We start from the raw sequence: 22,239 nt of genomic DNA on the forward strand, positions 1-22,239 counted from the left end.
CTTCCAGCTTCCAGCTTCCAGCTTCCAGCTTCCAGCTTCCAGCTTCCAGCTTCCAGCTTCCAGCTTCCAGCTTCCAGCTTCCAGCTTCCAGCTTCCAGCTTCCAGCTTCCAGCTTCCAGCTCATGCGAAAGCGTGCTAGCGACAGCCCTCTTCCTCGGCGACCTCGATCAGGGCATCCAGGTCGAGGATGTTGACCTCGCGACCGGAGACGGCCACCAGACCCTGCTGCTGGAAGCGGCCGAGGATGCGGCTGACGGTCTCCACGGCCAGCCCAAGGTAGTTACCGATGTCCGCCCGGGACATGGAGAGCCGGAAGCTGTAGGGCGAGTAGCCCCGCCGGCGGAAGCGGTCGGAGAGGCTGGTGAAGAAGGTCGCCAGGCGCTGGTCGGCGGTCTTGCGTGACAGCAGGCGCATCATCCGGCGATCGTCGCGCATCTCCTTGCTCATGCTGCGGTAGAGCTGAGCACGCAGCTCCGGGAGCTGCTCGGAGAGGGCGTCGAGCCGGTCGAAGGGAATCTCGCAGACGGTGGTGGTCTCGAGCGCCACCACCGAGCCCGGATAGGTCTCCTCGTCGATGCCGTCGAGGCCCACCAGCTCGCTGGGCAGGTAGAAGTTCGTCAACTGGTCGTCACCGCTACCCTCGGTAGTGACCTGCTTGAGGCTCCCGGAGCGCACCGCGTAGACGCTGGTGAAGGGACAGCCCTGGCGAAACAGCGACTCGCCCTTCTTCAAGGGAGCGCGGCGGCGAATGATCGCATCGAACTGATCCATGTCCTCGAGCTCGAGGGCCAATGGCAGACACAGCGAACTCAGGCTGCAGGTCTGACAGCGGGTCTCTTGCAAGAGGGAGCGTCGCCTGCCGGCTGCGACATCGGGCATGCTGTCCTCCTTGATATTGGCTCTGCCCGACATTATGGCGGATGAAGGCGGGTCAGGCATAGCATCCCTTCGGAGGTACCCCGTTTCTCCGCTCAGGGGGAGGCGACGCCGAAGGCCCGGGTCAGCTCCCCGGCCCAGCGCGTCCCGGGGGCGACGAGGTCGAGGCGTTGCCCCCGGCGAGTGACGAGCCCGATGGCCTGCAGGCGATCCAGGGCGGTGGCCAGCTCCGCCGCGGCGTCGATGGCGAAGGCCTGGCCCAGGGCCTCGAGGTCCAGCGTCTCCCGGGTCATCAAGGCCTCGATGGCCTGTGCCCGCAGGCGATCATCCCGCGACAGCCACCGCCCGGTGGCGGTCGGCAGGCCGCCGTCATCCAGCGCTGCCTCGAAGTCCGCCAGGCCCGAGGCATTGCGTGCCCAGGCCCCCTCCAGGCGGGATAGCGCCCCCACGCCCAGGCCCAGGATGTCGCACTCGGCCTGGCGTCGCCACTGTGCTCGGGCATCCTTCAGACTGCCGCCCTGCCGGGCATAGCGGTCCCAGCCGAGGTGCACATAGCCGGCGTCGACCAGGCGGTCATGGGCCGCGCGACGCATGGCGCCCTGCGCCTCGGTACCCGGCAGGTCTCCGGCAGGGATATGGCGCTGCGGCGGAAAGCGCTCCGGACGGTGGAGATACGGGAAGAGCGTCAACCGAGCGGGCGCCATGGCGAGGATCTGCTCGAGCGTGGCGGCGAAACCCTCACGGCTCTGGAGGGGCAGGCCGATGGTCAGCTCCATGTCCAGCGAGCGAAAGCCCAGTCGATCCGCCTCGTCGAGCAGCTGTTCGGTGAGTCCCCGGGACTGCGGCCGGTTGATGGCCTGCAGCACCCGGGCATCCAGGTCGAGCACGCTCAGGGTGAGCCGGTTGAAGCCGAGCGCCTCGAGATGGCGAAGGGTGAGGACATCGGCATCCCGGGGATCGATCTCGATGCCGAAGTCCCGGTCGCGTCCCCGGGCCAGGCGGAAGCGTGCGTCCAGGCGATCGATCAGGTCGCCCATCTGGTTCAGCGTCAGGAAGGTCGGCGACCCGCCGCCCCAGTGCAGGCCGCGCACCTCCCGGCGGCTGCCCAGGTGGCGTCCGAGCAGCACCATTTCGCGGTCGAGCCGCGACAGGTAGGCGTCTGCGCGTCGGCGATCGGTGGTGAGCACCGGGTGGCGCATGCAGTGATAGCAGGCATGTTGGCAGAACGGCAGGCGCAGCGCCAGGGACAGCGGCCGTCCCCCGGCATTGCTATCCTCCAGTGCCTGGCGGTAGTCCGTCGCCGTGAAGGCCGAGGACAGGGCCTCGGTGCCGGGGTAGCCGCGAGAGACAGGGCCCGGCGAGGCATCGCCCAGCCCCCTGGCCGGCCCCGGGACGAGCGGGGCGGCGTGGGCGTGAGGATCGGCTGGCGCGCTGGCGGACATGAGGGCACTCCGGGAGGCTGATGTCCCTTATGCTAGCCGCGGGGGGGCGGGGGCGCGTTGAGCTGGATCAAAGGGCGGCGGCTTCACCACTCCCTCAGTGGTGCCCGCCGGCGGGCAGCAGGGCCCACAGCTGCCCGAGGGCGAAGGCGATGATTGCCAGCGCCGCCAGGGTGCGGGTGGCGGGGTGGCGGATCAGGCTGCCGAGCTGGCGGGCGGCGAGGCCGGTGGCCAGCAGGGCCGGCAGGGTACCGAGGCCGAAGGCCCCCATCAGCGCCGCACCGCGCAGTGGCTCGGCGATGGCCAGGCTCCAGGCCAGCATCGAGTAGACCAGCCCGCAGGGCAGCCAGCCCCAGACCGCGCCCAGGGCCACCGCCTGGGGCAGCTTCACCACCGGCATCAGGCGCCGCCCGAGCGGCTCCAGGTGGCGCCATAGGCGCCGGCCGAGGGCCTCGATGCGCAGCAGCCCCTTCCACCAGTCGGCGATGTAGAGGGCCATCAGGATCAGCATCAGCGCGGCGAGGACCTGCAGCGCTAGGCGGGCACCGGGCGCCACGCCGATCAGGGTGCCGAGGCTGGCCACCAGGGCGCCGGCGGCCATGTAGCTGGCGATGCGTCCCAGGTTGTAGCCCAGCAGCAAGCCACCGAGACGCGCGGGATGGCGCATGCTGGGCGGCACGGCGAAGGTCAGGGCGCTCATGATGCCGCCACACATGCCGATGCAGTGGGCGCCGCCGAGCAGGCCGAAGACGAAGGCCGCGGCCAGGGGCGGCAGGTCGAGACCGGTGGGATCCATCAGTCGCGGCGGGGCTTATCGTCGCCGGGACCGCGTCGTCGCTCCCGCTGCTCCGGCGTCAGGTCGTTGTCGTCCTCGTCGAAGAGGATGCGGTGGGCGGGCCCCTCCAGGTCGTCGAACTGGTCATGCTTGACCGCCCAGAAGAAGGCCCAGACGGCCAGGCCGAGCAGGATCAGCGACAGCGGGATCAACAGATAGAGGATACTCATGCGTTCACCGGGCTCGGGGCGGCGGCGGGGCCGCTTGCGGGCGTGAGACGGGCCAGGCGCAGGGCATTGCCCACCACGACCAGGGAGCTTGCCGACATGCCCAGGGCAGCGAGCCAGGGGGGCACCAGGCCCATGGCCGCCAACGGCAGCGCGACCAGGTTGTAGACCAGCGCCCAGCCCAGGTTCTGGCGGATGATGCGGCGCGTGGCGCGGCCAATCTCGACGGCCTCGACGATACGCATCAAGCGCGGTCCCAGCAAGACGGCATCCGCCCGGGTGCGCGCCAGGTCGGTGGCGCCGTTCATGGCGAAGGCAACATCGGCGCCGGCCAGCACCGGCACGTCGTTGATGCCGTCGCCGACCATGGCGACCCGCTCGCCCCGCGCCTGCAGGGCCTGGAGGTGGGCCAGCTTGGCCTCCGGGCCAGCGGCGGCTCGCCAGGTGGCAATGCCCAGGTGCTCGGCCATGGCGCTCGTGGCCGCCTCGCTATCCCCGGACAGCAGTTCCACCGCGAGACCGCGGGCCTGCAGGGCGGCGATGGCCTCGGCGGCGTCCTCGCGGACCCGGTCGCGCAGGGCGAACCAGGCGCGCGGCCGGCCTTCCTCGGCGAGCAGCAGCCACTGGCCGCTGTCGGGCGGCGCCGGGGCCATGTCGGGGGCGGCGAAGTCGGGCTTGCCGAGGCGCCAGCGGCGGCCGGCGACCCGCCCCTCGAGGCCCTGGCCGGGCCGACTGAGGACGTCCTCGGCGACCAGACTGCCGCGTCGATGGGGGCGGAAGGCCCGGGCGATGGGATGCTCGGAATGGGCCTCCAGTGCCGCGGCCAGGGCCGCCAGACGGTCGGGGGCGTCGTCCGCGAGCGGGCGGATCTCCATCAGGGTCATCTCGCCGAAGGTCAGGGTGCCGGTCTTGTCGAATACCACGCGGTCAAGTCCGGAGAGCGCCTCGAGAGCATCGGCCCGGGTGATCAGCACGCCGCGGCGGTGCAGCTGGCCATGGCCGGCGGTCAGCGCCGTGGGGGTGGCCAGCGCCAGGGCGCAGGGGCAGGTCACCACCAGCACCGACAGGGTGACCCAGAAGGCCCGGGTGGGGTCGATGAACCACCAGATCGCGGCCACGGCGGCGGCGATCAGCAGCACCTGCACCACGAAGTGGTGGGCCAGGCGAGCGGTCATCCGGGCGAGCCGCGGGCGGCTGGCGAAGGCCCGGTCGGTGAGGTCCACCAGGCTCGCCACCCGGGCATCGCGACCGGCCCGGGTCACGCGGACCGTCAGCGGGCTCTCGGTGTTCTGGCTGCCGCCGGTGACATTGTCGCCGACCCCGCGGGTCACCGGCAGGTACTCGCCGGTGAGCATCGATTCGTCGAGGCTGGAAGTGCCGCTCTCGATCACCCCATCGGCGGGCACGCCGTGGCCCGGCTTGACCAGGATGCGATCATCGCGGGCCAGCTCGCTGGCCGGCAGGATGCGCTCTTCGCCGTCCTCGGTGAGACGGATGGCCGACACCGGCAGGGCGTCGGCCAGGGCATTGCCGCTGCGCCCGCTGCGCCGCCGGGCCCGGCCCTCGACGTAGCGGCCGAAGAGCAGGAAGAAGGTGAACATGGCCACCGAGTCGAAGTAGACCTCGCCGTGGCCGGCGATTACCGCCCAGGCGCTGGCCAGGTAGGCCGAGCCGATGGCCAGCGATACCGGCACGTCCATGCCCAGGCTACGGCTGCGCAGGTCGCGGATCGCCCCTGCGAAGAACGGCTGGGCGGAGAACAGCACCACCGGCGTGGTCAGGGCGAAGGCCAGCCAGTGGAAAAGGGCATCGAAGTCGGCGCTGATCCCGTCCTGGCCCGCCACGTAGAGGGGGATGGAGAACATCATCACCTGCATCATCCCCACCGCGGCGACGATCAGCCGGCGCACGTTCATGCGCTCCTCGCGCTGCAGGCGGCCCTGGGCGGCATCGGGCTCGTAGGGCTGGGCCTGATAGCCGATCGCCGCCATCTCGGCGAGGATCCGTGAGAAGGCGAGGCGCGCCGGGTCCCAGCTGACCCTTACCCGGTGGTGGGACAGGTTGACGGCGCTGGCCGAGACCCCCGGGAGGGCATTCAGGCGGTGCTCGATCAGCCAGGCGCAGGCCGCACAGGTGATGCCGTCCACCGCCAGGGTGGCGTGGACGCCATTGCCTTCGGCCTCGGGGTGTACGAAGCGGGCCTGCAGGCCCGGGTCATCGAAGACCGCCCAGGTCTCGGCCCGGGCCGCCTGGCGGTCGTCCGGGCGTTCCGGCAACTCGGTGCGAAAGCGATAGTAGCTGGCCAGGCCGCCGTCGACGATGGCATGGGCTACGGCCTCGCAGCCGGGACAGCACAGCGGATGGACGGTGTCGTCCAGGGTGATCGACCAGGGGGCGTCGGCGGGTACCCGGCTGCCGCAGTGATAGCAGTCGCTGGGCTCGGCCGGGGACAACAGCGTCGTTGCGGTCATGGTGGCGCGTCAGATCCCCGGGACCAGGGCGATCTCGTCCTCGCTGGGGAAGCGCGCCTCGCCGGTCAGTCGCCACTCGGCCGCCTCGTCCGGGGTGGGCTGCAGGTGCAGGTACCAGCGGTAGCGCAGGGGCTCGTCGACCATGGTCACGTAGCGGCCATCATGGACATGCTCGAGGGTGAGGGTGCGGTCGCGCTGGCTTTCAGTGGGGAAGATCAGCTTGAGCGTCAGTTGCTCGGGGCGTCGCTCGCCCGCCAGATCGACGACGATGTCGCCGGTGCGGGGGTCGGCCCGCAGCGTTGCCGCCAGGCCGAGCTGCTGGGCATGCTCCTGCTTGGCGATCTGCTCGTTGATCGCCAGCCCCTCCTTGTAATAGTCCTGAGCCACGGTGCCGTCGAAGTAATGAATCGACAGCGCCAGGTAGACCATGCTGAAGGTCACCGACGACCCCAGCAGGCCGATCAGGAACCACGGCCAGAACTGCTTGTACCAGGGGGGGATGTCGTGTTCTGCAGTCATCAGCGGCTCTCTCCTATGAAGCGGCTGTCGCGTTCGAGGCTGATGTCGGCGTCGGTGGCCTCGAGGCGCAGCAGGATATCGTGGCTCGGCCGGTCGATGGCCTCGCGCGGCACCGTGGCCTCGATCACCAGCTGGCGAGACTCGCCGGCGGGCACGCTGACCCGGTCGGTGTCCAGGCGCAGGCCGGGCAGGCCGGAAGCCTCCAGGCGATAGACATGGTCCTGCTGGTCGAGATTGCGCACGATCAGGGTGTAGACGTTGCTGATCTCGCCGTCCCGGGTCACCTGGAACAGCTGATTGCGGTCGCGCTCCACGTCGAAGCCCACCGCCGTGCGGTCGGCCACGGCCCAGGCGAACAGCCCGATCATCACCAGCAGCGCGGCCAGGTAGCCCAGCAGGCGCGGGCGCAGGATATGCGTCGGCTTGCCCTCCAGGGCATTCTCCGTCGTGTAGCGGATCAGTCCCCGCGGATACCCCATCTTGTCCATGACGCTGTCGCAGGCGTCGATGCAGGCCGCGCAGGTGATGCACTCGTACTGCAGACCCTCGCGGATGTCGATGCCGGTGGGACAGACCTGCACGCAGAGGTCGCAGTCGATGCAGTCGCCGTGCCCGGCGGCCCGGGCCTGCTCGTGGCTGAGGCGTTTCTTGCGCGGGCCGCGGGGTTCGCCCCGATCGGCGTCGTAGGAGACGATCAGGGTATCGCGGTCGAACATCACCGACTGGAAGCGGGCATAGGGGCACATGTAGATGCACACTTGCTCGCGCAGCCAGCCGGCGTTCAAGTAGGTGAAGACCGTGAAGAAGCCGACCCAGAAGTAGGACCAGCCATGGGCCTCCAGGGTGGGAAGTGCCACTACCAGCTCGCGGATCGGCGTGAAGTAGCCGACGAAGGTCACCCCGGTGGCGGCGGCAATGACCAGCCAGATGGCGTGCTTGGCGACCTTGCGTCGGGCCTTGTCGGCGTTCATCGCCTGCTTGTCGAGCTTGATGCGGCGGTTGCGGGGGCCTTCGACGCGATGTTCGACCCAGATGAACAGGAAGGTCCAGACGCTCTGTGGGCAGGTATAGCCGCACCACACCCGGCCGGCGAAGACGGTGATGAAGAACAGGCCAAAGGCGCAGATGATCAGCAGCCAGGACAGCAGCATGAACTCCTGCGGATAAAAGGTCGCCCCGAAGATATGGAACTCCCGCCCGGGCAGGTCGAACCACACCGCCGGGCGATCGCCCCATTGCAGCCAGGGAGTCAGGAAGAAGGCCAGCATCAGGGCCCAGTTGGCGCTGCGGCGCAGCCGCTGGAACACGCCCTTGATCTCGCGCACGTAGATATGACGCCGGCTGGCGTACATCTCCTGGGTGACGGTGCCCTGGGGCTCGTGATGCTGCACGGGCTCTGGGGTGACATCACGGGTGGGGATCTTCTCGCTCATGATAGGCTCACGGCAGGCAAGGAGGGCAGGGTCCGGGACCCCGGTCTGGCCTCGATTGTAGCGACAAGGCCGTTCAACGAGAAAGGGTGCGACCCCTGGCCACACCCTTTGCTCGGCACCCGCGGGGGCGGGCTTAGTCCTGCTGGCTCAGGCTATAGACATAGGCGGCCACGAGGTGGACCTTGTCCTCGCCGATGTAGGCGGCCTGGGCCGGCATGTGACCATTGCGGCCGTTGCGCAGGGTCTGGCGGATGGCCTCGTCCAGCGGCTGGCCGGGCTGGCGATAGAGCCAGGCGTTGTCGGTCAGGTTGGGCGCGCCCAGGGCCTGGTTGCCGGTGCCATCGGGAGAGTGGCAGGCGGCACAGACGGAGGCGAAGACCGCCGCGCCCTGTTCGGCCCGCTCGGCATCCTCGGCCTGGCCGGACAGCGACAGCACGTGCTGGGTCAGGTTCTCGATGTTCTGCTCGCCGAGCTGCTGCCAGGAGGGCATCAGGCCGTTACGCCCATTGGTGAGGGTCTGGACGATGTTCTCCGGCGCGCCGCCATACAGCCAGGCGTCGTCGGTCAGGTTGGGGAAGCCGTAGCCGCCCTGGGCGTTGGAGCCGTGACAGATCGCGCAGTTGTTGAGGAAGATGCGCTCGGCCACCTGCATCGCCTCGGCGTCCTGGGCCAGCTCCGGGATGGGGACCTGCTGGTACTGCTCGAAGATCGGCGCGTAGCGCTCCTCGGCCTGGGCCACCTCCTGCTCCCACTGGCCTTCCTGGGTCCAGCCGAGCACGCCGGCGAAGTTGCCGAGGCCCGGGTAGAGCACCAGGTAGCCCAGCGCGAAGATCACGGTGCCCACGTAGAGCTGGAACCACCAGCGCGGCAGCGGGTTGTCGTATTCCTCGATATCGTCGGCCGCATGACCGGTGGTCTCCACGTTGCCTTCGGCATCCGGGGTCTTGTCGGTCTTGCGGTTGGCGAAGAGCAGCCAGGCGCTGATGGCGATGGTGCCCAGCGTGATGACGATGATCCAGGCACTCCAGAAGCCGGAAAGGGAGTCACCCCAAAGATTGTTCATGTGTTCCTGTCTCCCTTGTCGTGTCGGGAATCGGCCTCTCGGGAGGCGTGCGTGTCACGGTTCGGCTGCTCATCCTCATCGGCGAAGGGCAGGTTGGCCGCTTCGTCGAAATCCGCCTTGCGGCGCTTCGAGTAGGCCCACAGGGTGAGCCCCACGAAGGCGATGATCAGCAGGCCGGTGATGATGCCGCGGACGGTCCCGATATCCATGGTCAGCGCGTGTCCTTGAGCACGGTGCCGAGTTGTTGCAGGTAGGCCACCAGGGCGGTGATCTCACGCTCGCCGCGCACCTCTTCCCCGGCACCGGCGATCTGCTCGTCGGTGTAGGGCACGCCCAGGGTGCGCATGGTGCGCATCTTGTCGGCGATATGCTCGCCGTCGAGGGTGTTCTCGAACAGCCACGGATAGGCCGGCATCACCGATTCCGGCACCACGTCACGCGGGTTGTAGAGGTGCGCACGGTGCCAGTCGTCACTGTAGCGACCGCCCACCCGGGCCAGGTCCGGCCCGGTACGCTTGGAGCCCCACAGGAAGTTGTGCTCGTAGACCGACTCGCCGGCCACGCTGTAGTGGCCGTAGCGCTCGGTCTCGGCGCGGAAGGGACGGATCATCTGCGAGTGGCAGCCGACGCAGCCTTCCCGGCGGTAGATGCCGCGGCCAGCCAGCTCCAGGGCGGACAGTGGCTTCAGTCCCTCGACGGGTTCGGTCGTCTGCTTCTGGAAGAACAGCGGCACGACCTCGGCGAGGCCGCCGAAGCTGATCACCACCAGCACCAGTACGGAGAGCAGGCCGACGTTCTTTTCGACAATCTCGTGTCTCATTGGTGTTTCGTTCCCTGTTGGCTCAGGCGGACTGCGGAAGCGGCTGGCGGAGGCCTTCTTGACGACGCACGGTCATGAAGACGTTGAAGGCCATGATCAGCATGCCGGTCACCCAGCACAGGCCCCCGATCATCCGCACGATATAGCCCGGACCGCTGGCTTCCACGGACTCGACGAAGGTGTACATCAGGGTGCCGTCGGGGTTGACGGCGCGCCACATCAGGCCCTGCAGGATGCCGTTGACCCACATGGCGGCGATGTAGAGCACGGTGCCGATGGTGGCCAGCCAGAAGTGCACGGCGATCAGGCTGACCGAGTACATCTCGGTGCGGCCGAACAGGCGCGGGATCAGGTGGTACATGGAGCCGATGGTGATCATTGCCACCCAGCCCAGGGCCCCGGCGTGGACGTGGCCGATGGTCCAGTCGGTGTAGTGGGAGAGGGCATTGACCGTCTTGACCGCCATCATCGGGCCCTCGAAGGTCGACATGCCGTAGAAGGACAGGGCCACCACCAGGAAGCGCAGGGTCGGGTCGGTGCGCAGCTTATGCCAGGCGCCGGAGAGGGTCATCATGCCGTTGATCATGCCGCCCCAGCTCGGAGCCAGCAGGATGATCGACATGATCATGCCCAGCGACTGGGCCCAGTTGGGCAGGGCGGTGTAGTGCAGGTGGTGCGGGCCGGCCCACATGTAGACCATGATCAGCGCCCAGAAGTGGACGATGGACAGGCGATAGGAATAGACCGGGCGCTCGGCCTGCTTGGGCACGAAATAGTACATCATCCCGAGGAAGCCGGCGGTCAGGAAGAAGCCCACCGCGTTGTGGCCGTACCACCACTGGGTCATCGCATCGATCGCCCCGGAGTAGATCGAGATGGAGTACATGGCGGAGACGGGAATGGCGGCGTTGTTGACGATGTGCAGCACCGCCACGGTGAGGATGAAGGCGGCGAAGAACCAGTTGGCCACGTAGATGTGGGAGGTCTTGCGCAGCTTGATGGTGCCCAGGAAGACAATGGCATAGCTGATCCACACGACGGCGATCAGGATGTTGATCGGCCACTCGAGCTCGGCATATTCCTTGGTGGTGGTGTAGCCCATGGGCAGGGTCACCACCGCCGAGAGGATCACGGCCTGCCAGCCCCAGAAGGTGAAGGCGGCGAGCTTGTCCGAGAAGAGGCGAGTCTGGCAGGTACGCTGCACCACGTAGTAGGACGTGGCGAACAGCGCGGACCCGCCGAAGGCGAAGATCACGGCGTTGGTGTGGAGGGGGCGCAGGCGGCCGAAGCTCGTCCATGGCAGTCCCAGGTTCAGTTCCGGCCATACCAGCTGTGCGGCAATGATGACACCGAGGGACATGCCCACGATGCCCCACACCACAGTCATGATCGCGAACTGCCGAACTACCTTGTAATTGTAGGTCGGGTGTTCAAGTGCTGTGTTCATGTCAGGTTCCCATCGAACGCGGTTTGGGGGTAGCCCGCGGCATTCTGCCCCGAGTCGACCGCCCGCAGGATGATGTAGGTCAATAACCACCTCGGATTCTAGCGCAGGCCTGCCTCAAGCTGAACTAGCGAATGGATGGAATCGTGAACGAAAGGAGCCCTTGAATGTCCGACTACTCTTATCAATCTTTGCCCCTTGTCGATGGGGAAAGGCTGGGGCAATACCTGTGTGAAGGTGCTGAGGGAGGCTGGGACATCGACGACCTGGGGGCCGTGCAAGTCCAGGGCGATGGACGCACGGGGCGCCTGCTGTTGACCCATGGCGCCGGGGCCGGACAGGACAGTGCCTTCCTCGTGACCCTGCGTCGGGAGCTGGCCGATGCCGGCGTACAGACGCTGGCGATCGAGTTCGACTACCTGCGTCGCATGCGCGAGGAAGGGCGGCGCCGTCCCCCTCCCCGCGTCGATCGGCTGGTCGACGAGCTGGCCCGCTGGTGCGACAGTGTGTCACACCGGCTGTCCACACCGCTGTGGCTCGGAGGCAAGTCGATGGGTGGCCGCGTGGCCAGCCTGCTGGCGGCCCGCGAGAGCGTCGCGGGACTCGTGCTCTGCGGCTATCCCTTCCATCCCCCGCGAAAGCCCGAATCCCTGCGCCTCGACCACTGGCCTTCGCTGGCCTGTCCGACACTGGTGGTGCAGGGCAGTCGCGACCCCTTCGGCACCCGCGCGGAGGTGGACGGCTATACCTTGCCGCCCTGTGCCGAGGTGCACTGGCTGGAGGACGGCGATCACGACTGGAAACCCCGCCGGAGCTCGGGACGCGATCAGGCCGACTTGTTGCGCGAGGGCGCACAATGCATTGCCGCCTTCATGACCCGCCATCAGTGACCCTCGGTGTCGGCCCAAGTGGATGAATCCTTGTGGATTCCCCGGCGCGGACAAAGTGGGATCAGGTAAAAAAACGCGTTGACAATGACCGCGGTCCCTGTAGAATGCAGCGCCACGTGACCGGGGGTGGTTAGCTCAGCTGGGAGAGCACCAGCCTTACAAGCTGGGGGTCACAGGTTCGATCCCTGTACCACCCACCATTGCCCAGGCAATGCCCGATCATGTCGCAGAGACGCTGCGGACCGGTAGTTCAGTTGGTTAGAATGCCGGCCTGTCACGCCGGAGGTCGCGGGTTCGAGTCCCGTCCGGTCCGCCAACGTTTTTGCACCGCATCATCTTGCGGACCGGTAGTTCAGTTGGTTAGAATGCCGGCCTGTCACGCCGGAGGTCGCGGGTTCGAGTCCCGTCCGGTCCGCCACGATGACGCACACAATCTATTGCAGTAACGCGTGGGCGATTAGCTCAGTTGGTTAGAGCACCAGCCTCACATGCTGGGGGTCACTGGTTCGAGTCCAGTATCGCCCACCACGCGGACCGGTAGTTCAGTTGGTTAGAATGCCGGCCTGTCACGCCGGAGGTCGCGGGTTCGAGTCCCGTCCGGTCCGCCATCTGCAAACGAATTCGAAAGCCTCGAGTCCTAGGACTCGGGGCTTTTTCGCGTTGGGCCCCGAATCGGCTATCCTCGACGAGCGGGTGCTTGCCCTTTGCGCATGTCGGCTAGCTATCATACAGTTGTTTGAAACTTGGTCGCCCGACAGCGAGGACTCAGATCGTGAACGCCTTTCCTAACCTGCTTCGCCCCCTCGAGCTGGGGCACCTGACCCTGCCCAATCGCGTGTTGATGGGCTCGATGCACACCAACCTGGAGGAGGCTCCGGAGGGGTTCGCGCGCCTGGCCGCCTTCTACGCCGAGCGTGCCCGGCAGGGGGTCGGGCTGATCGTCACGGGGGGGATCGCCCCCAATGCGGAAGGGGCAGTCTTCCAGGGGGCGGCGACCCTGGAGCATGCCGGTCAGGTGGGCGACCACCGCCGGGTCACCGGCGCCGTGCATGACGAGGGCGGCCGGATCTGCCTGCAGATCCTGCACGCCGGCCGCTATGCCTATTCTCCGGCCCTGGTCGCCCCCTCGCCGATCCGCGCGCCGATCAACCCCCGCGAGCCCCGCGAGCTCAGCGCCACGGAGGTCGCGGGGCAGATCGACGACTACGTGCGCTGCGCTTCCCTGGCGCGGGAGGCCGGCTACGACGGTGTCGAGGTGATGGGGTCCGAGGGCTACCTGATCAACCAGTTCGTCTGTCGGCGGACCAATCATCGCCAGGACGCCTGGGGCGGCGCCTTCGACAACCGCATCCGCTTCCCGGTGGAGATCGTGCGGCGCATGCGCGAGGCGCTGGGCCCGGACTTCCTGATCATCTTTCGCCTGTCGATGATCGATCTGGTGGAGGAGGGCAGCACCTTTGATGAGGTGGTGGCCCTGGGGCGCGCCATCGAGGCCGCTGGTGCGGATGTCATCAACACCGGTATCGGCTGGCACGAGGCTCGGGTCCCGACCATCGTCACCAGCGTGCCACGGGCGGCCTTCAGTGAGGTGACCCGGCGCATGAAGGCCGAGCTAAGGGTGCCGCTGATCACCACCAACCGCATCAACATGCCAGAGGTGGCAGAGCGGGTGCTTGCCGAGGGGCATGCCGACATGGTGTCCATGGCGCGCCCCTTCCTGGCCGACCCGGCCTGGGTCGCCAAGGCTCGGGAAGGCCGCGAGGCCGAGATCAACACCTGCATCGCCTGCAACCAGGCCTGCCTGGATCACACCTTCCAGGGCAAGCTGACCTCCTGCCTGGTCAATCCGCGGGCCTGTCACGAGACCGAGCTGACCATCGCGCCGGCCGCCGAGCCGCGGGCCGTTGCCGTGGTCGGGGGCGGGCCGGCGGGACTCGCCGCCGCGGTCACGGCCGCCGGTCGCGGGCACGCCGTCACCCTGTTCGAGCGTCAGTCGATGCTCGGCGGACAGTTCAACTACGCCCGGCGCATTCCCGGCAAGGAGGAATTTGACGAGACCCTGCGCTACTACCAGGTGATGCTCGACAAGCACGCCGTCACCGTGCGCGTCGGCGTGGAGCCCAGCCTCCACGACCTCCAGGCCTTCGACGAGGTGATCCTGGCCACCGGGGTGCGGCCACGGTCTCTCGACCTGCCGGGCATCGACCATCCCAAGGTGCTCTCCTATCCGATGGCCATCATGCATCCCGAGCGGATCGGCGCCCGCGTGGCCATCATCGGCGCCGGCGGCATCGGCTTCGACGTGGCGGAGCTGTTGACCCATGCGGGCCACCCGGCCCTCGACACCGAGGTCTGGTGTGATGAATGGGGCGTGGACCTCTCCGTGAGCTCACCGGGCGGGCTGCGCGAGCCGCAGCGTCCTCCGGTGCCGCGCCGGGTCACCCTGCTGCAGCGCAAGACCTCCAAGCCCGGCAAGGGGCTCGGCACTTCCACGGGCTGGGTGCATCGCGCCTCGCTGCGTCATCGCGGCGTGGAGGCCCTGGCGGGCTGCGAGTACGTGGGGATCGACGACGCGGGGCTGCATATCCGCCTCGACGGCGTGCCGCGCCTGCTCAAGGTCGACACGGTGGTGGTCTGTGCCGGCCAGGAATCGGTCCGCGACTGGCTGGAACCGCTGCGCGAGGCCGGCGTGTCGGTGCACCTCATCGGCGGCGCTCTGGAGCCCGCGGAGCTCGATGCCAAGCGGGCGATCGATCAGGGCACCCGGCTGGGGGCCTCTCTCTAGGAGTGGCCGTTACGTCGAGGCGTGAAAATCTGTACAGGTTTCAACGAAACGCTTCCCGCCTTCGGGGTTCATAGGAAGTAGTAGCACGATGCGTTGAAGTCCCAGGACCCCTTCGTCCGATCGAGCTGACTACGCTGAAGCTACCGACGCCGGCTGGCAGGTTGGTCCGTCAGGCCGGAGCTCCGGGCTTTAAGGAGGCATCGATGAGCATCTTCGATCATGTGCAGAACCGCTATGAACGTATCCAGCAGGAGGAAATGAGCCTGCAGGAGTATCTGGAACTCTGCCGTGAGGACCCCTCGGCCTATGCCAGCTCTTCAGAGCGCATGCTGGAGGCCATCGGCGAGCCGGAGGTCATCGACACGGCCAAGGATCCGCGCCTGTCACGGATCTTCTCCAACAAGGTGATTCGGCGCTATCCGGCGTTCTCCGAGTTCTATGGCATGGAGGAGGCGATCGAGCAGATCGTTGCCTACTTCCGTCATGCTGCCCAGGGACTCGAGGAGAAGAAGCAGATCCTCTACCTGCTCGGTCCTGTGGGGGGCGGCAAGTCGTCCCTGGCCGAGCGGCTCAAGCTGCTGATGGAGCACATTCCTTTCTATGCCATCAAGGACTCTCCGGTGCAGGAGTCCCCGCTGGGGCTGTTCTCGCCGGAGCATGACGGCGAATTGCTCGAGAAGGAATATGGCATTCCCCAGCGCTGCCTGAAGAGCGTGATGTCGCCTTGGGCCGCCAAGCGGCTCAAGGAGTACGGCGGGGATATCACCAAGTTTCGGGTGGTGCGTCTCTACCCCTCGCGGCTTAACCAGATCGCGGTCTCCAAGACCGAGCCCGGTGACGAGAACAACCAGGATATCTCCTCGTTGGTCGGCAAGGTGGACATTCGCCAGCTGGAGCTTTACTCCCAGGACGACCCCGATGCCTACAGCTTCTCCGGTGGCCTGTGCAAGGCCAACCAGGGGCTGATGGAGTTCGTCGAGATGTTCAAGGCGCCGATCAAGGTGCTGCACCCGCTGCTCACCGCGACCCAGGAGGGCAACTACAACCCCACCGAGGGCATGGGGGCCATCCCCTTCGACGGCATCGTCCTGGCGCACTCCAACGAGAGCGAGTGGCAGACCTTCCGCAACAACCGCAACAACGAGGCCTTCCTCGATCGGGTCTACATCGTCAAGGTGCCGTATTGCCTGAGGGTCACCGAGGAAATCAACATCTACAAGAAGCTTCTCGAGCACTCTACGCTGGCCGAGGCGCCCTGTGCGCCGGACACCCTGCGCATGCTGGCCCAGTTCTCGGTGCTCTCGCGCCTCAAGGAGCCGGAGAACTCGAGCATCTACTCCAAGATGCGGGTCTATGACGGCGAGAACCTCAAGGACACCGATCCCAAGGCCAAGTCGATCCAGGAGTACCGCGACGCCGCCGGGGTCGACGAGGGCATGGACGGGCTCTCCACCCGTTTCGCCTTCAAGATCCTCGCCAAGGTGTTCAACTTCGACAATGTCGAGGTGGCCGCCAACCCCGTGCACTTGCTCTACGTCCTCGAGCAGCGCCTCGAGCAGGAGCAGTTGCCCAAGGAGGCCTTCGAGCGCTACCTGCGCTTCATCAAGGAGTTCCTGGCGCCGCGTTACGTGGACTTCATCGGCAAGGAGATCCAGACGGCCTACCTGGAATCCTATTCCGAGTATGGCCAGAACATCTTCGACCGCTACGTGACCTATGCCGACTTCTGGATCCAGGATCAGGAGTACCGGGACCCGGAGACCGGCGAGCTGTTCAACCGCCAGTCTCTCAACGAGGAGCTGGAGAAGATCGAGAAACCGGCCGGCATCTCCAATCCCAAGGACTTTCGTCACGAGGTGGTCAACTTCGTGCTGCGGGCCCGGGCCCAGAACAACGGCATGAACCCGAGCTGGCAGTCCTACGAGAAGCTGCGCGGCGTGATCGAGCACAAGATGTTCGCCAACACCGAGGAGCTGCTGCCGGTCATCTCCTTCAACGCCAAGGCCTCGACGGCCGACCAGAAGAAGCACGAGGACTTCGTGGCCCGCATGGTCGACCGCGGCTACACCGAGAAGCAGGTGCGGCTGCTCTCCGAGTGGTACCTGAGGGTGCGCAAGTCGCAGTAGCCCGTCGTGGCGGTCAGCCGCGGCGGCCCCCGCCGCCGCGGTGCCCGGGCGAGTCGCATCCAAGGAGGTCTGCATGACCTATTTCATCGATCGTCGTGCCAATGCCAAGCGCAAGAGCGCGGTCAACCGCCAGCGCTTCCTCGATCGCTATCGCACCCATATCAAGCGCTCCGTCGAGGAGGCGGTCAACCGTCGTTCCATCACCGACATGGAGCGGGGCGAGAAGGTGTCGATTCCCACCCGGGACATCTCCGAGCCGGTCTTCCAGCACGGCCCGGGCGGGAAACGCTCGATCATCGCACCCGGCAACAAGGAGTTCGTCGAGGGCGATCGCCTGCGTCGTCCTGGTGGCGGGGGAGGGGGTGGCGGCGCTGGCGAGGGCGGCGCCTCCAACCAGGGTGAGGGCATGGACGAATTCGCCTTCACCCTCTCCCGCGAGGAGTTCCTCGACTTCGTCTTCGATGGCTTGGAGCTGCCGCACCTGGAACGCAAGAGCCTGGTGGACCTGGACGAGGTCCGTCCGGTCCGCGCCGGCTTCACCCGCGAGGGCGTGCCGGCCCGTATCAACATCGTGCGCTCCATGCGCGAGGCGCATGCCCGACGCATCGCCATGCGCGGGCCAATCCGCCGTGCCCTGCGCGAGGCCCAGGAGGCGCTGGAGGTCGAGGAGCGCAAGGACCCGGTGCTGCGCAACCCGGCCCGCATCGAGGAGCTCAGGGCCGAGATCGAGCGCCTCGAGAAGCGCCTCGAGGCGGTGCCCTTCATCGACACCTACGATTTACGCTACAACAACCTGATCAACCAGCCCCAGCCCTCCAGCAAGGCGGTGATGTTCTGCGTGATGGACGTGTCCGGGTCCATGACCCAGGCCCACAAGGACATCGCCAAGCGCTTCTTCCTGCTGCTCTACCTCTTCCTGGAGCGCAACTACGAGAAGGTCGAGCTGGTCTTCGTGCGCCATCACACCGCCGCCAAGGAGGTCGACGAGGAGGAATTCTTCTACTCCCGGGAAACCGGCGGCACCATCGTCTCCAGCGCTCTGACCCTGGTCGACGAGATCATCGAGGCGCGCTATCCCCCCACCCAGTGGAACCTCTACGTGGCCCAGGCCTCCGACGGGGACAACTGGGACGACGACTCCTTGACCTGCCGTGACCTGCTGGCGAAGTCGCTGATGCCGCGCCTGCAGTACTTCACCTACGTGGAGATCACGCCCCATGCCCACCAGGCGCTGTGGGAGGAGTACGAGCGGGTGGAGGCCGAGTATCCCGAGCGCTTCGCCATGCGCCAGATCGTCGAGGCCGGCGACATCTATCCGGTGTTCCGCGAGCTGTTCCGGCGTCGCAGTACCCAGTGAGTGGCGTCAAGGAGGTACCATGACCGATCGCAAGCCCATCGCCACCGGTTCCGACTGGAACTTCGAGATCCTTCACGAGTTCGAGGACGAGATCGCTCGACTGGCCGATGAGTATCGCCTGGATACCTATCCCAACCAGATCGAGATCATCACCACCGAGCAGATGATGGACGCCTATGCCAGCGTGGGCATGCCGGTGGGCTACCACCATTGGTCCTTCGGCAAGCAGTTCCTGGCCGTGGAGCAGGCCTACCGACGCGGGCAGATGGGGCTGGCCTACGAGCTGGTCATCAACTCCGATCCCTGCATCGCCTACCTGATGGAGGAGAATACCCTGATGATGCAGGTGCTGGTGATGGCCCACGCCTGCTATGGCCACAACTCCTTCTTCAAGGGCAACTACCTGTTCCGGACCTGGACCGACGCCAGCTCCATCGTCGACTACCTGCTGTTCGCCCGGCGCTACATCGCCGAGTGCGAGGAACGCCATGGAGTCACCGCCGTGGAGCAGCTGCTGGATGCCTGCCATGCGTTGCAGAACTACGGGGTCGATCGCTACAAGCGGCCCTCGCCGATCTCCGCCGAGGAGGAGGCGCGTCGCCAGAAGGAGCGCGAGGCCTATCTCCAGGCCCAGGTGAACACCCTGTGGCGGACCATTCCCGAGCGGGTCCCCAGCGACGGCGAGCGGGAGACGATCGCCGGCGAGGGAGAGGATCCCCTGGGCCTGCATGCCGGCGGCCGCTATCCCCCGGAGCCCCAGGAGAACCTGCTCTACTTCATCGAGAAGAATGCGCCACTGCTGGCGCCCTGGCAGCGCGAGGTGGTGCGCATCGTGCGCAAGCTCGCCCAGTACTTCTATCCCCAGCGCCAGACCCAGGTGATGAACGAGGGCTGGGCGACCTTCTGGCACTACACCCTGATGAATCGCCTGTTCGACGAGGGGATGGTCGACGAGGGGCTGATGCTGGAGTTCCTGCAGTCCCATACCTCCGTGGTACAGCAGCCGCCCTTCGACAGCCCGCATTACAGTGGCATCAATCCCTATGCCCTGGGCTTCGCCATGTTCACCGATATCCGGCGCATCTGCGAGGCGCCTACCGAGGAGGACCGCGAGTGGTTCCCGGACACCGCCGGCAGCGACTGGGTGGAAACGCTGCATTTCGCCATGCGCAACTTCAAGGACGAATCCTTCATCCAGCAGTTCCTGTCGCCCAAGGTGATCCGCGACCTCAAGCTGTTCATGGTGATCGACGATGACCAGGACGAGATGCTCGAGGTGGCGGCGATCCACGACGAGCACGGCTATCGGCGCATACGCGAGGCGCTGGCTATCCAGTATGCGCTGTCGGTGCGGGAGCCCAATATCCAGATCTATTCGGCGGACATCCGCGGCGACCGCTCCCTGACCCTGCGCCATGTCCAGGACAGCCGTCGTCCCCTCGCACGCAGCGTCTATCCGGTGATGCGCCACCTGCACCAGCTGTGGGGCTTCCCGGTGAAGCTCGAGTCGATGGAGGGCGAGGAGATTGTGCGCCGCTACCACTGGCCGCTTCCCGAGGAGGACAAGGCGGTCGAGTGACCGGCCTGGCTCCAAACGAGGAGACCCGCGCCGGTCGGCGCGGGTCTCCTCGTTGGGGGCAGGGGGTCAGGCCTTGGCAGTCCAGGACTGGCACCAGCCCTCGGGGCTCACGCTGTTCTGCGGGAACAGCTGACAACCCTGATTGTCGGCATTGAAGAACATGCAGTTGGCGCAGTGCTCGCCTTCCGCATAGGCTGGGTGGTCGCTGGCCTCGCTGGCGTTCTCGACGTAGTTCAGGGCCTTGGCCTGCTCGCTGTTCGGGTCCAGGGGCGGCAGCTCCTGGGCGAAGGCGGACTTGGACAGGATCCCCACGCCCAGCGGCAGGGCGGCGAGGCCCAGCAGGCTGTGGCGCATGAAATCACGACGGCTGTGATTGGCCATGGTCTCTCCTTGTCATCATGAGTCGTGGTCTGGTCGCGTTGGCCGGTGGGCCGGCCATTTTTCTGGTCGGGTGGTGAGCCCACCTCTGGGTCCGACGGGGTCGTGCCCGCGGAGTTTGTCCGCTTCATGGTAGTCACTCGGTCGAGCGCTGGCGAATGCTGCGGCAATGCGTCGCGACAGCGGCAGTGATTCTGCCGGGTCGGCGCCGCTGGTATACTCGCAGCAGGGGCGGTCCCCGGCCGCCCAGGTCAGCCCCCTTTGTTACCCAGATGGAGAGTGCCCGATGCAGAACGCCGTGATCCTGATCAATGCCGAGAAGGGCCAGGTCAAGGCCGTGGCCGAGCGCCTGGCGGATGTCGAAGGCATCAGCGAGGTGTTCTCCACCTGTGGCCGCTATGACCTGGTCGCCATCGCCCGCACCCGGGACTTCGAGAGTCTGGCGGAACTGGTGACCGGACGCCTCAACGACGTGGAAGGCATTCGCGAGACCGAGACCCTCAACGCCATGCAGGTGCACTCCCGTCACGACCTCGAGACCATGTTCTCGCTGGGCTGGTAAGCCCCGCCGGCGCCTCCGTCTCGCCCATGCCGCCGCGTCGTCGTTCCGCTGCCTCCCGGCTGCGCCCCCTGCTGCGCCGGGCCGCCATCGCCGTGCTGTTCGCCGCGGTGGGCAGCGGCTTGTGGTACGCCGAGGAGCGCGAGGTCCGTGACGGCCTCAGCTGGATGGGCGTACCCGACTGGCAGCGGCTGACGCCGCTGAGCCTGCATCGCGTGCTGCGCAACGACGGCTACCTGGTGGGCTGGTCGGACGTGCGGGTCGGCCCGCTGTGGGTCAGCTACCGCCTCGCCGCGGCCGGCGACGCCCGCATCGGCGAGCGCCCCGGCTTTCGTCGCGACTGGCGCACCCTCTGGCCGGTCACCCCGGACAGTTACCTGGGCAGCGGCTACGACCGTGGCCACCTGGCCCCCAACTATGCCATCGCCGCCGTGCATGGCCGCGGCGCCCAGCGTGACACCTTCCTGATGAGCAACATGGTCCCCCAGCGCCCGTCCCTCAATCGGCGCCTCTGGCAGCGCCTCGAGGAGGTGGTGATCGACCGCTTCGTCCCGCGGGTCGGGGCCCTGCAGGTCATTGCCGGCCCGGTGTTCGCACCGCGCTTCCAGGAAGGGGCCCTGCATCGGGTGGGGCTCGTCGAGGTGCCGGTGGCCTTCTACAAGATTCTGGTGGTGCCAGGGGCGCGGCCGCGTGCCCTGGCTTTCGTCATGCCGCAGGAGGTGAGTGGCGACGAGCCGCTGGACCGTTTCGTGGTCAGCATCGACCGCGTCGAGGCGCTGACCGGGCTGGACTTCTTTCCCCGGCTGCCCGTGGCCGCGGCCGAGGCCCTGGAGGGTCGGGTCGACACCAGTGGCTGGGGGCTGGAGGCGGTGGCGCGCTTGCCCGGCCGCTTCGACTAGGCGGTTGAGCGCATTCGGTCGGCCATGCCGCAGGCGCAAAAAAACCGCAACAGGGTGCGGCCGATGGGAGTGCTCTTGTTGCAGTCTGGGGGGGATAGCTCTGTGTGCATGACGCGAATGGTGCCCAGGAGAGGACTTGAACCTCCACGTCCGTAAGGACACTAGCACCTGAAGCTAGCGCGTCTACCAATTCCGCCACCTGGGCGCGTCATGCATCGTCGTGTTGCGGGCCATCGCGTGAGCGATGATGGTGCCCAGGAGAGGACTTGAACCTCCACGTCCGTAAGGACACTAGCACCTGAAGCTAGCGCGTCTACCAATTCCGCCACCTGGGCGAACACGAGCGATTTCGAGCTGACAAAGAGCAGTGATACCGAGGTATCGATGGTGCCCAGAAGAGGACTTGAACCTCCACGTCCGTAAGGACACTAGCACCTGAAGCTAGCGCGTCTACCAATTCCGCCATCTGGGCAAGTGGCGCGTATGTTACCGGATCCTGGCGCGGATGCAAGTCTCTCCTTGAGGTCGCCGCGAAATTTTTTGCCGCTCCCGGGGCGCGTGAGGTCCTCGCATGGTTGGGTGATGCCCATGGCGGCGCT

General features: G+C 66.8%; 19 protein-coding genes and 8 tRNA genes. 12 read left to right on the forward strand and 15 right to left on the reverse strand.

Annotated elements, in window-relative coordinates:
- Window positions 1–135 precede the first annotated feature (135 nt).
- From fnr to ccoN, 11 genes are all read right to left on the reverse strand, one after another.
- Window positions 136–879 (reverse strand): fumarate/nitrate reduction transcriptional regulator Fnr, encoded by a 744-nt coding sequence (gene fnr, locus EKG36_RS09390; RefSeq protein WP_126483415.1) that lies wholly within the window; start codon window positions 877–879, stop codon window positions 136–138.
- Window positions 880–971: 92 nt separating this feature from the next.
- Window positions 972–2,318, reverse strand: coding sequence for a radical SAM protein (locus EKG36_RS09395; RefSeq protein WP_126483417.1), 1,347 nt, complete (start codon window positions 2,316–2,318; stop codon window positions 972–974).
- Window positions 2,319–2,412: 94 nt separating this feature from the next.
- Window positions 2,413–3,111, reverse strand: coding sequence for a sulfite exporter TauE/SafE family protein (locus EKG36_RS09400; protein WP_126483419.1), 699 nt, complete (start codon window positions 3,109–3,111; stop codon window positions 2,413–2,415).
- Window positions 3,111–3,320, reverse strand: coding sequence for a cbb3-type cytochrome oxidase assembly protein CcoS (gene ccoS / locus EKG36_RS09405; RefSeq protein WP_126483421.1), 210 nt, complete (start codon window positions 3,318–3,320; stop codon window positions 3,111–3,113). The genes EKG36_RS09400 and ccoS overlap by 1 nt, the downstream gene beginning before the upstream one ends.
- A complete protein-coding gene (locus tag EKG36_RS09410; protein WP_126483423.1) occupies window positions 3,317–5,788 on the reverse strand; it encodes a heavy metal translocating P-type ATPase in 2,472 nt (823 codons plus the stop codon). Before EKG36_RS09410 ends, ccoS begins: the two co-directional genes overlap by 4 nt.
- A gap of 9 nt (window positions 5,789–5,797) precedes the next feature.
- Window positions 5,798–6,307 (reverse strand): FixH family protein, encoded by a 510-nt coding sequence (locus EKG36_RS09415; protein WP_126483425.1) that lies wholly within the window; start codon window positions 6,305–6,307, stop codon window positions 5,798–5,800.
- Window positions 6,307–7,740: a cytochrome c oxidase accessory protein CcoG gene (gene ccoG / locus EKG36_RS09420; protein ID WP_126483427.1), complete on the reverse strand. Its 1,434-nt coding sequence runs from the start codon at window positions 7,738–7,740 to the stop codon at window positions 6,307–6,309. Before ccoG ends, EKG36_RS09415 begins: the two co-directional genes overlap by 1 nt.
- Window positions 7,741–7,873: 133 nt before the next feature.
- The gene (ccoP, locus tag EKG36_RS09425) at window positions 7,874–8,803 is read right to left on the reverse strand and encodes a cytochrome-c oxidase, cbb3-type subunit III (RefSeq protein ID WP_126483429.1); all 930 of its coding nucleotides are present in this window, start codon (window positions 8,801–8,803) and stop codon (window positions 7,874–7,876) included.
- On the reverse strand, window positions 8,800–9,012 hold the full coding sequence (locus tag EKG36_RS09430; RefSeq protein WP_126483431.1) for a cbb3-type cytochrome oxidase subunit 3: 213 nt from the start codon (window positions 9,010–9,012) through the stop codon (window positions 8,800–8,802). Before EKG36_RS09430 ends, ccoP begins: the two co-directional genes overlap by 4 nt.
- Window positions 9,013–9,014: 2 nt before the next feature.
- The gene (ccoO, locus tag EKG36_RS09435; protein ID WP_126483433.1) at window positions 9,015–9,623 is read right to left on the reverse strand and encodes a cytochrome-c oxidase, cbb3-type subunit II; all 609 of its coding nucleotides are present in this window, start codon (window positions 9,621–9,623) and stop codon (window positions 9,015–9,017) included.
- A 22-nt stretch (window positions 9,624–9,645) separates the two neighbouring features.
- Entirely contained in the window at window positions 9,646–11,070 is a 1,425-nt protein-coding gene (gene ccoN, locus EKG36_RS09440; RefSeq protein WP_126483435.1) for a cytochrome-c oxidase, cbb3-type subunit I, read from the reverse strand.
- A gap of 164 nt (window positions 11,071–11,234) precedes the next feature.
- Between ccoN and EKG36_RS09445 the strand changes: the two genes are divergently transcribed.
- From EKG36_RS09445 to EKG36_RS09490, 10 genes are all read left to right on the forward strand, one after another.
- Window positions 11,235–11,957, forward strand: coding sequence for an alpha/beta family hydrolase (locus EKG36_RS09445; RefSeq protein ID WP_126483437.1), 723 nt, complete (start codon window positions 11,235–11,237; stop codon window positions 11,955–11,957).
- Window positions 11,958–12,081: 124 nt separating this feature from the next.
- Window positions 12,082–12,157: transfer RNA gene (locus tag EKG36_RS09450), tRNA-Val, on the forward strand.
- A gap of 39 nt (window positions 12,158–12,196) precedes the next feature.
- A tRNA-Asp gene (locus EKG36_RS09455) sits at window positions 12,197–12,273 on the forward strand.
- 25 nt (window positions 12,274–12,298) lie between these two features.
- Window positions 12,299–12,375, forward strand: a tRNA-Asp gene (locus EKG36_RS09460).
- Window positions 12,376–12,408: 33 nt separating this feature from the next.
- Window positions 12,409–12,485, forward strand: a tRNA-Val gene (locus EKG36_RS09465).
- A gap of 3 nt (window positions 12,486–12,488) precedes the next feature.
- Window positions 12,489–12,565: transfer RNA gene (locus tag EKG36_RS09470), tRNA-Asp, on the forward strand.
- A gap of 164 nt (window positions 12,566–12,729) precedes the next feature.
- A complete protein-coding gene (locus EKG36_RS09475) occupies window positions 12,730–14,742 on the forward strand; it encodes an NADPH-dependent 2,4-dienoyl-CoA reductase (protein WP_126483439.1) in 2,013 nt (670 codons plus the stop codon).
- A 203-nt stretch (window positions 14,743–14,945) separates the two neighbouring features.
- Window positions 14,946–16,868: a PrkA family serine protein kinase gene (locus EKG36_RS09480; RefSeq protein ID WP_126483441.1), complete on the forward strand. Its 1,923-nt coding sequence runs from the start codon at window positions 14,946–14,948 to the stop codon at window positions 16,866–16,868.
- 73 nt (window positions 16,869–16,941) lie between these two features.
- Entirely contained in the window at window positions 16,942–18,225 is a 1,284-nt protein-coding gene (locus EKG36_RS09485) for a YeaH/YhbH family protein (RefSeq protein WP_126483443.1), read from the forward strand.
- 19 nt (window positions 18,226–18,244) lie between these two features.
- Window positions 18,245–19,804, forward strand: coding sequence for a SpoVR family protein (locus tag EKG36_RS09490; protein WP_126483445.1), 1,560 nt, complete (start codon window positions 18,245–18,247; stop codon window positions 19,802–19,804).
- A 66-nt stretch (window positions 19,805–19,870) separates the two neighbouring features.
- Here EKG36_RS09490 and EKG36_RS09495 read toward each other — a convergent pair whose 3' ends face one another.
- Window positions 19,871–20,185 carry a high-potential iron-sulfur protein gene (locus EKG36_RS09495; RefSeq protein ID WP_126483447.1) on the reverse strand — a complete coding sequence of 105 codons (315 nt, stop codon included), beginning with the start codon at window positions 20,183–20,185 and terminating at the stop codon, window positions 19,871–19,873.
- 283 nt (window positions 20,186–20,468) lie between these two features.
- On the opposite strand from EKG36_RS09495, the gene EKG36_RS09500 reads away from it, so the two are divergent.
- On the forward strand, window positions 20,469–20,744 hold the full coding sequence (locus EKG36_RS09500) for an Lrp/AsnC family transcriptional regulator (protein WP_126483449.1): 276 nt from the start codon (window positions 20,469–20,471) through the stop codon (window positions 20,742–20,744).
- Between the two features lie 26 nt (window positions 20,745–20,770).
- Entirely contained in the window at window positions 20,771–21,640 is an 870-nt protein-coding gene (locus EKG36_RS09505) for a DNA/RNA non-specific endonuclease (protein ID WP_126483451.1), read from the forward strand.
- A gap of 118 nt (window positions 21,641–21,758) precedes the next feature.
- Here the strand turns inward: EKG36_RS09505 and EKG36_RS09510 are convergent.
- The 3 genes from EKG36_RS09510 to EKG36_RS09520 all read right to left on the reverse strand — a co-directional run bounded on the left by EKG36_RS09510 (window position 21,759) and on the right by EKG36_RS09520 (window position 22,112).
- A tRNA-Leu gene (locus tag EKG36_RS09510) sits at window positions 21,759–21,845 on the reverse strand.
- A gap of 43 nt (window positions 21,846–21,888) precedes the next feature.
- Window positions 21,889–21,975: transfer RNA gene (locus EKG36_RS09515), tRNA-Leu, on the reverse strand.
- 50 nt (window positions 21,976–22,025) lie between these two features.
- Window positions 22,026–22,112 (reverse strand) — tRNA-Leu (locus tag EKG36_RS09520).
- Window positions 22,113–22,239 lie beyond the last annotated feature (127 nt).

Origin of the sequence: Halomonas nitroreducens (assembly GCF_003966155.1) — a bacterium.
In the GTDB taxonomy this organism is placed as follows: Bacteria; Pseudomonadota; Gammaproteobacteria; order Pseudomonadales; family Halomonadaceae; genus Halomonas; species Halomonas nitroreducens.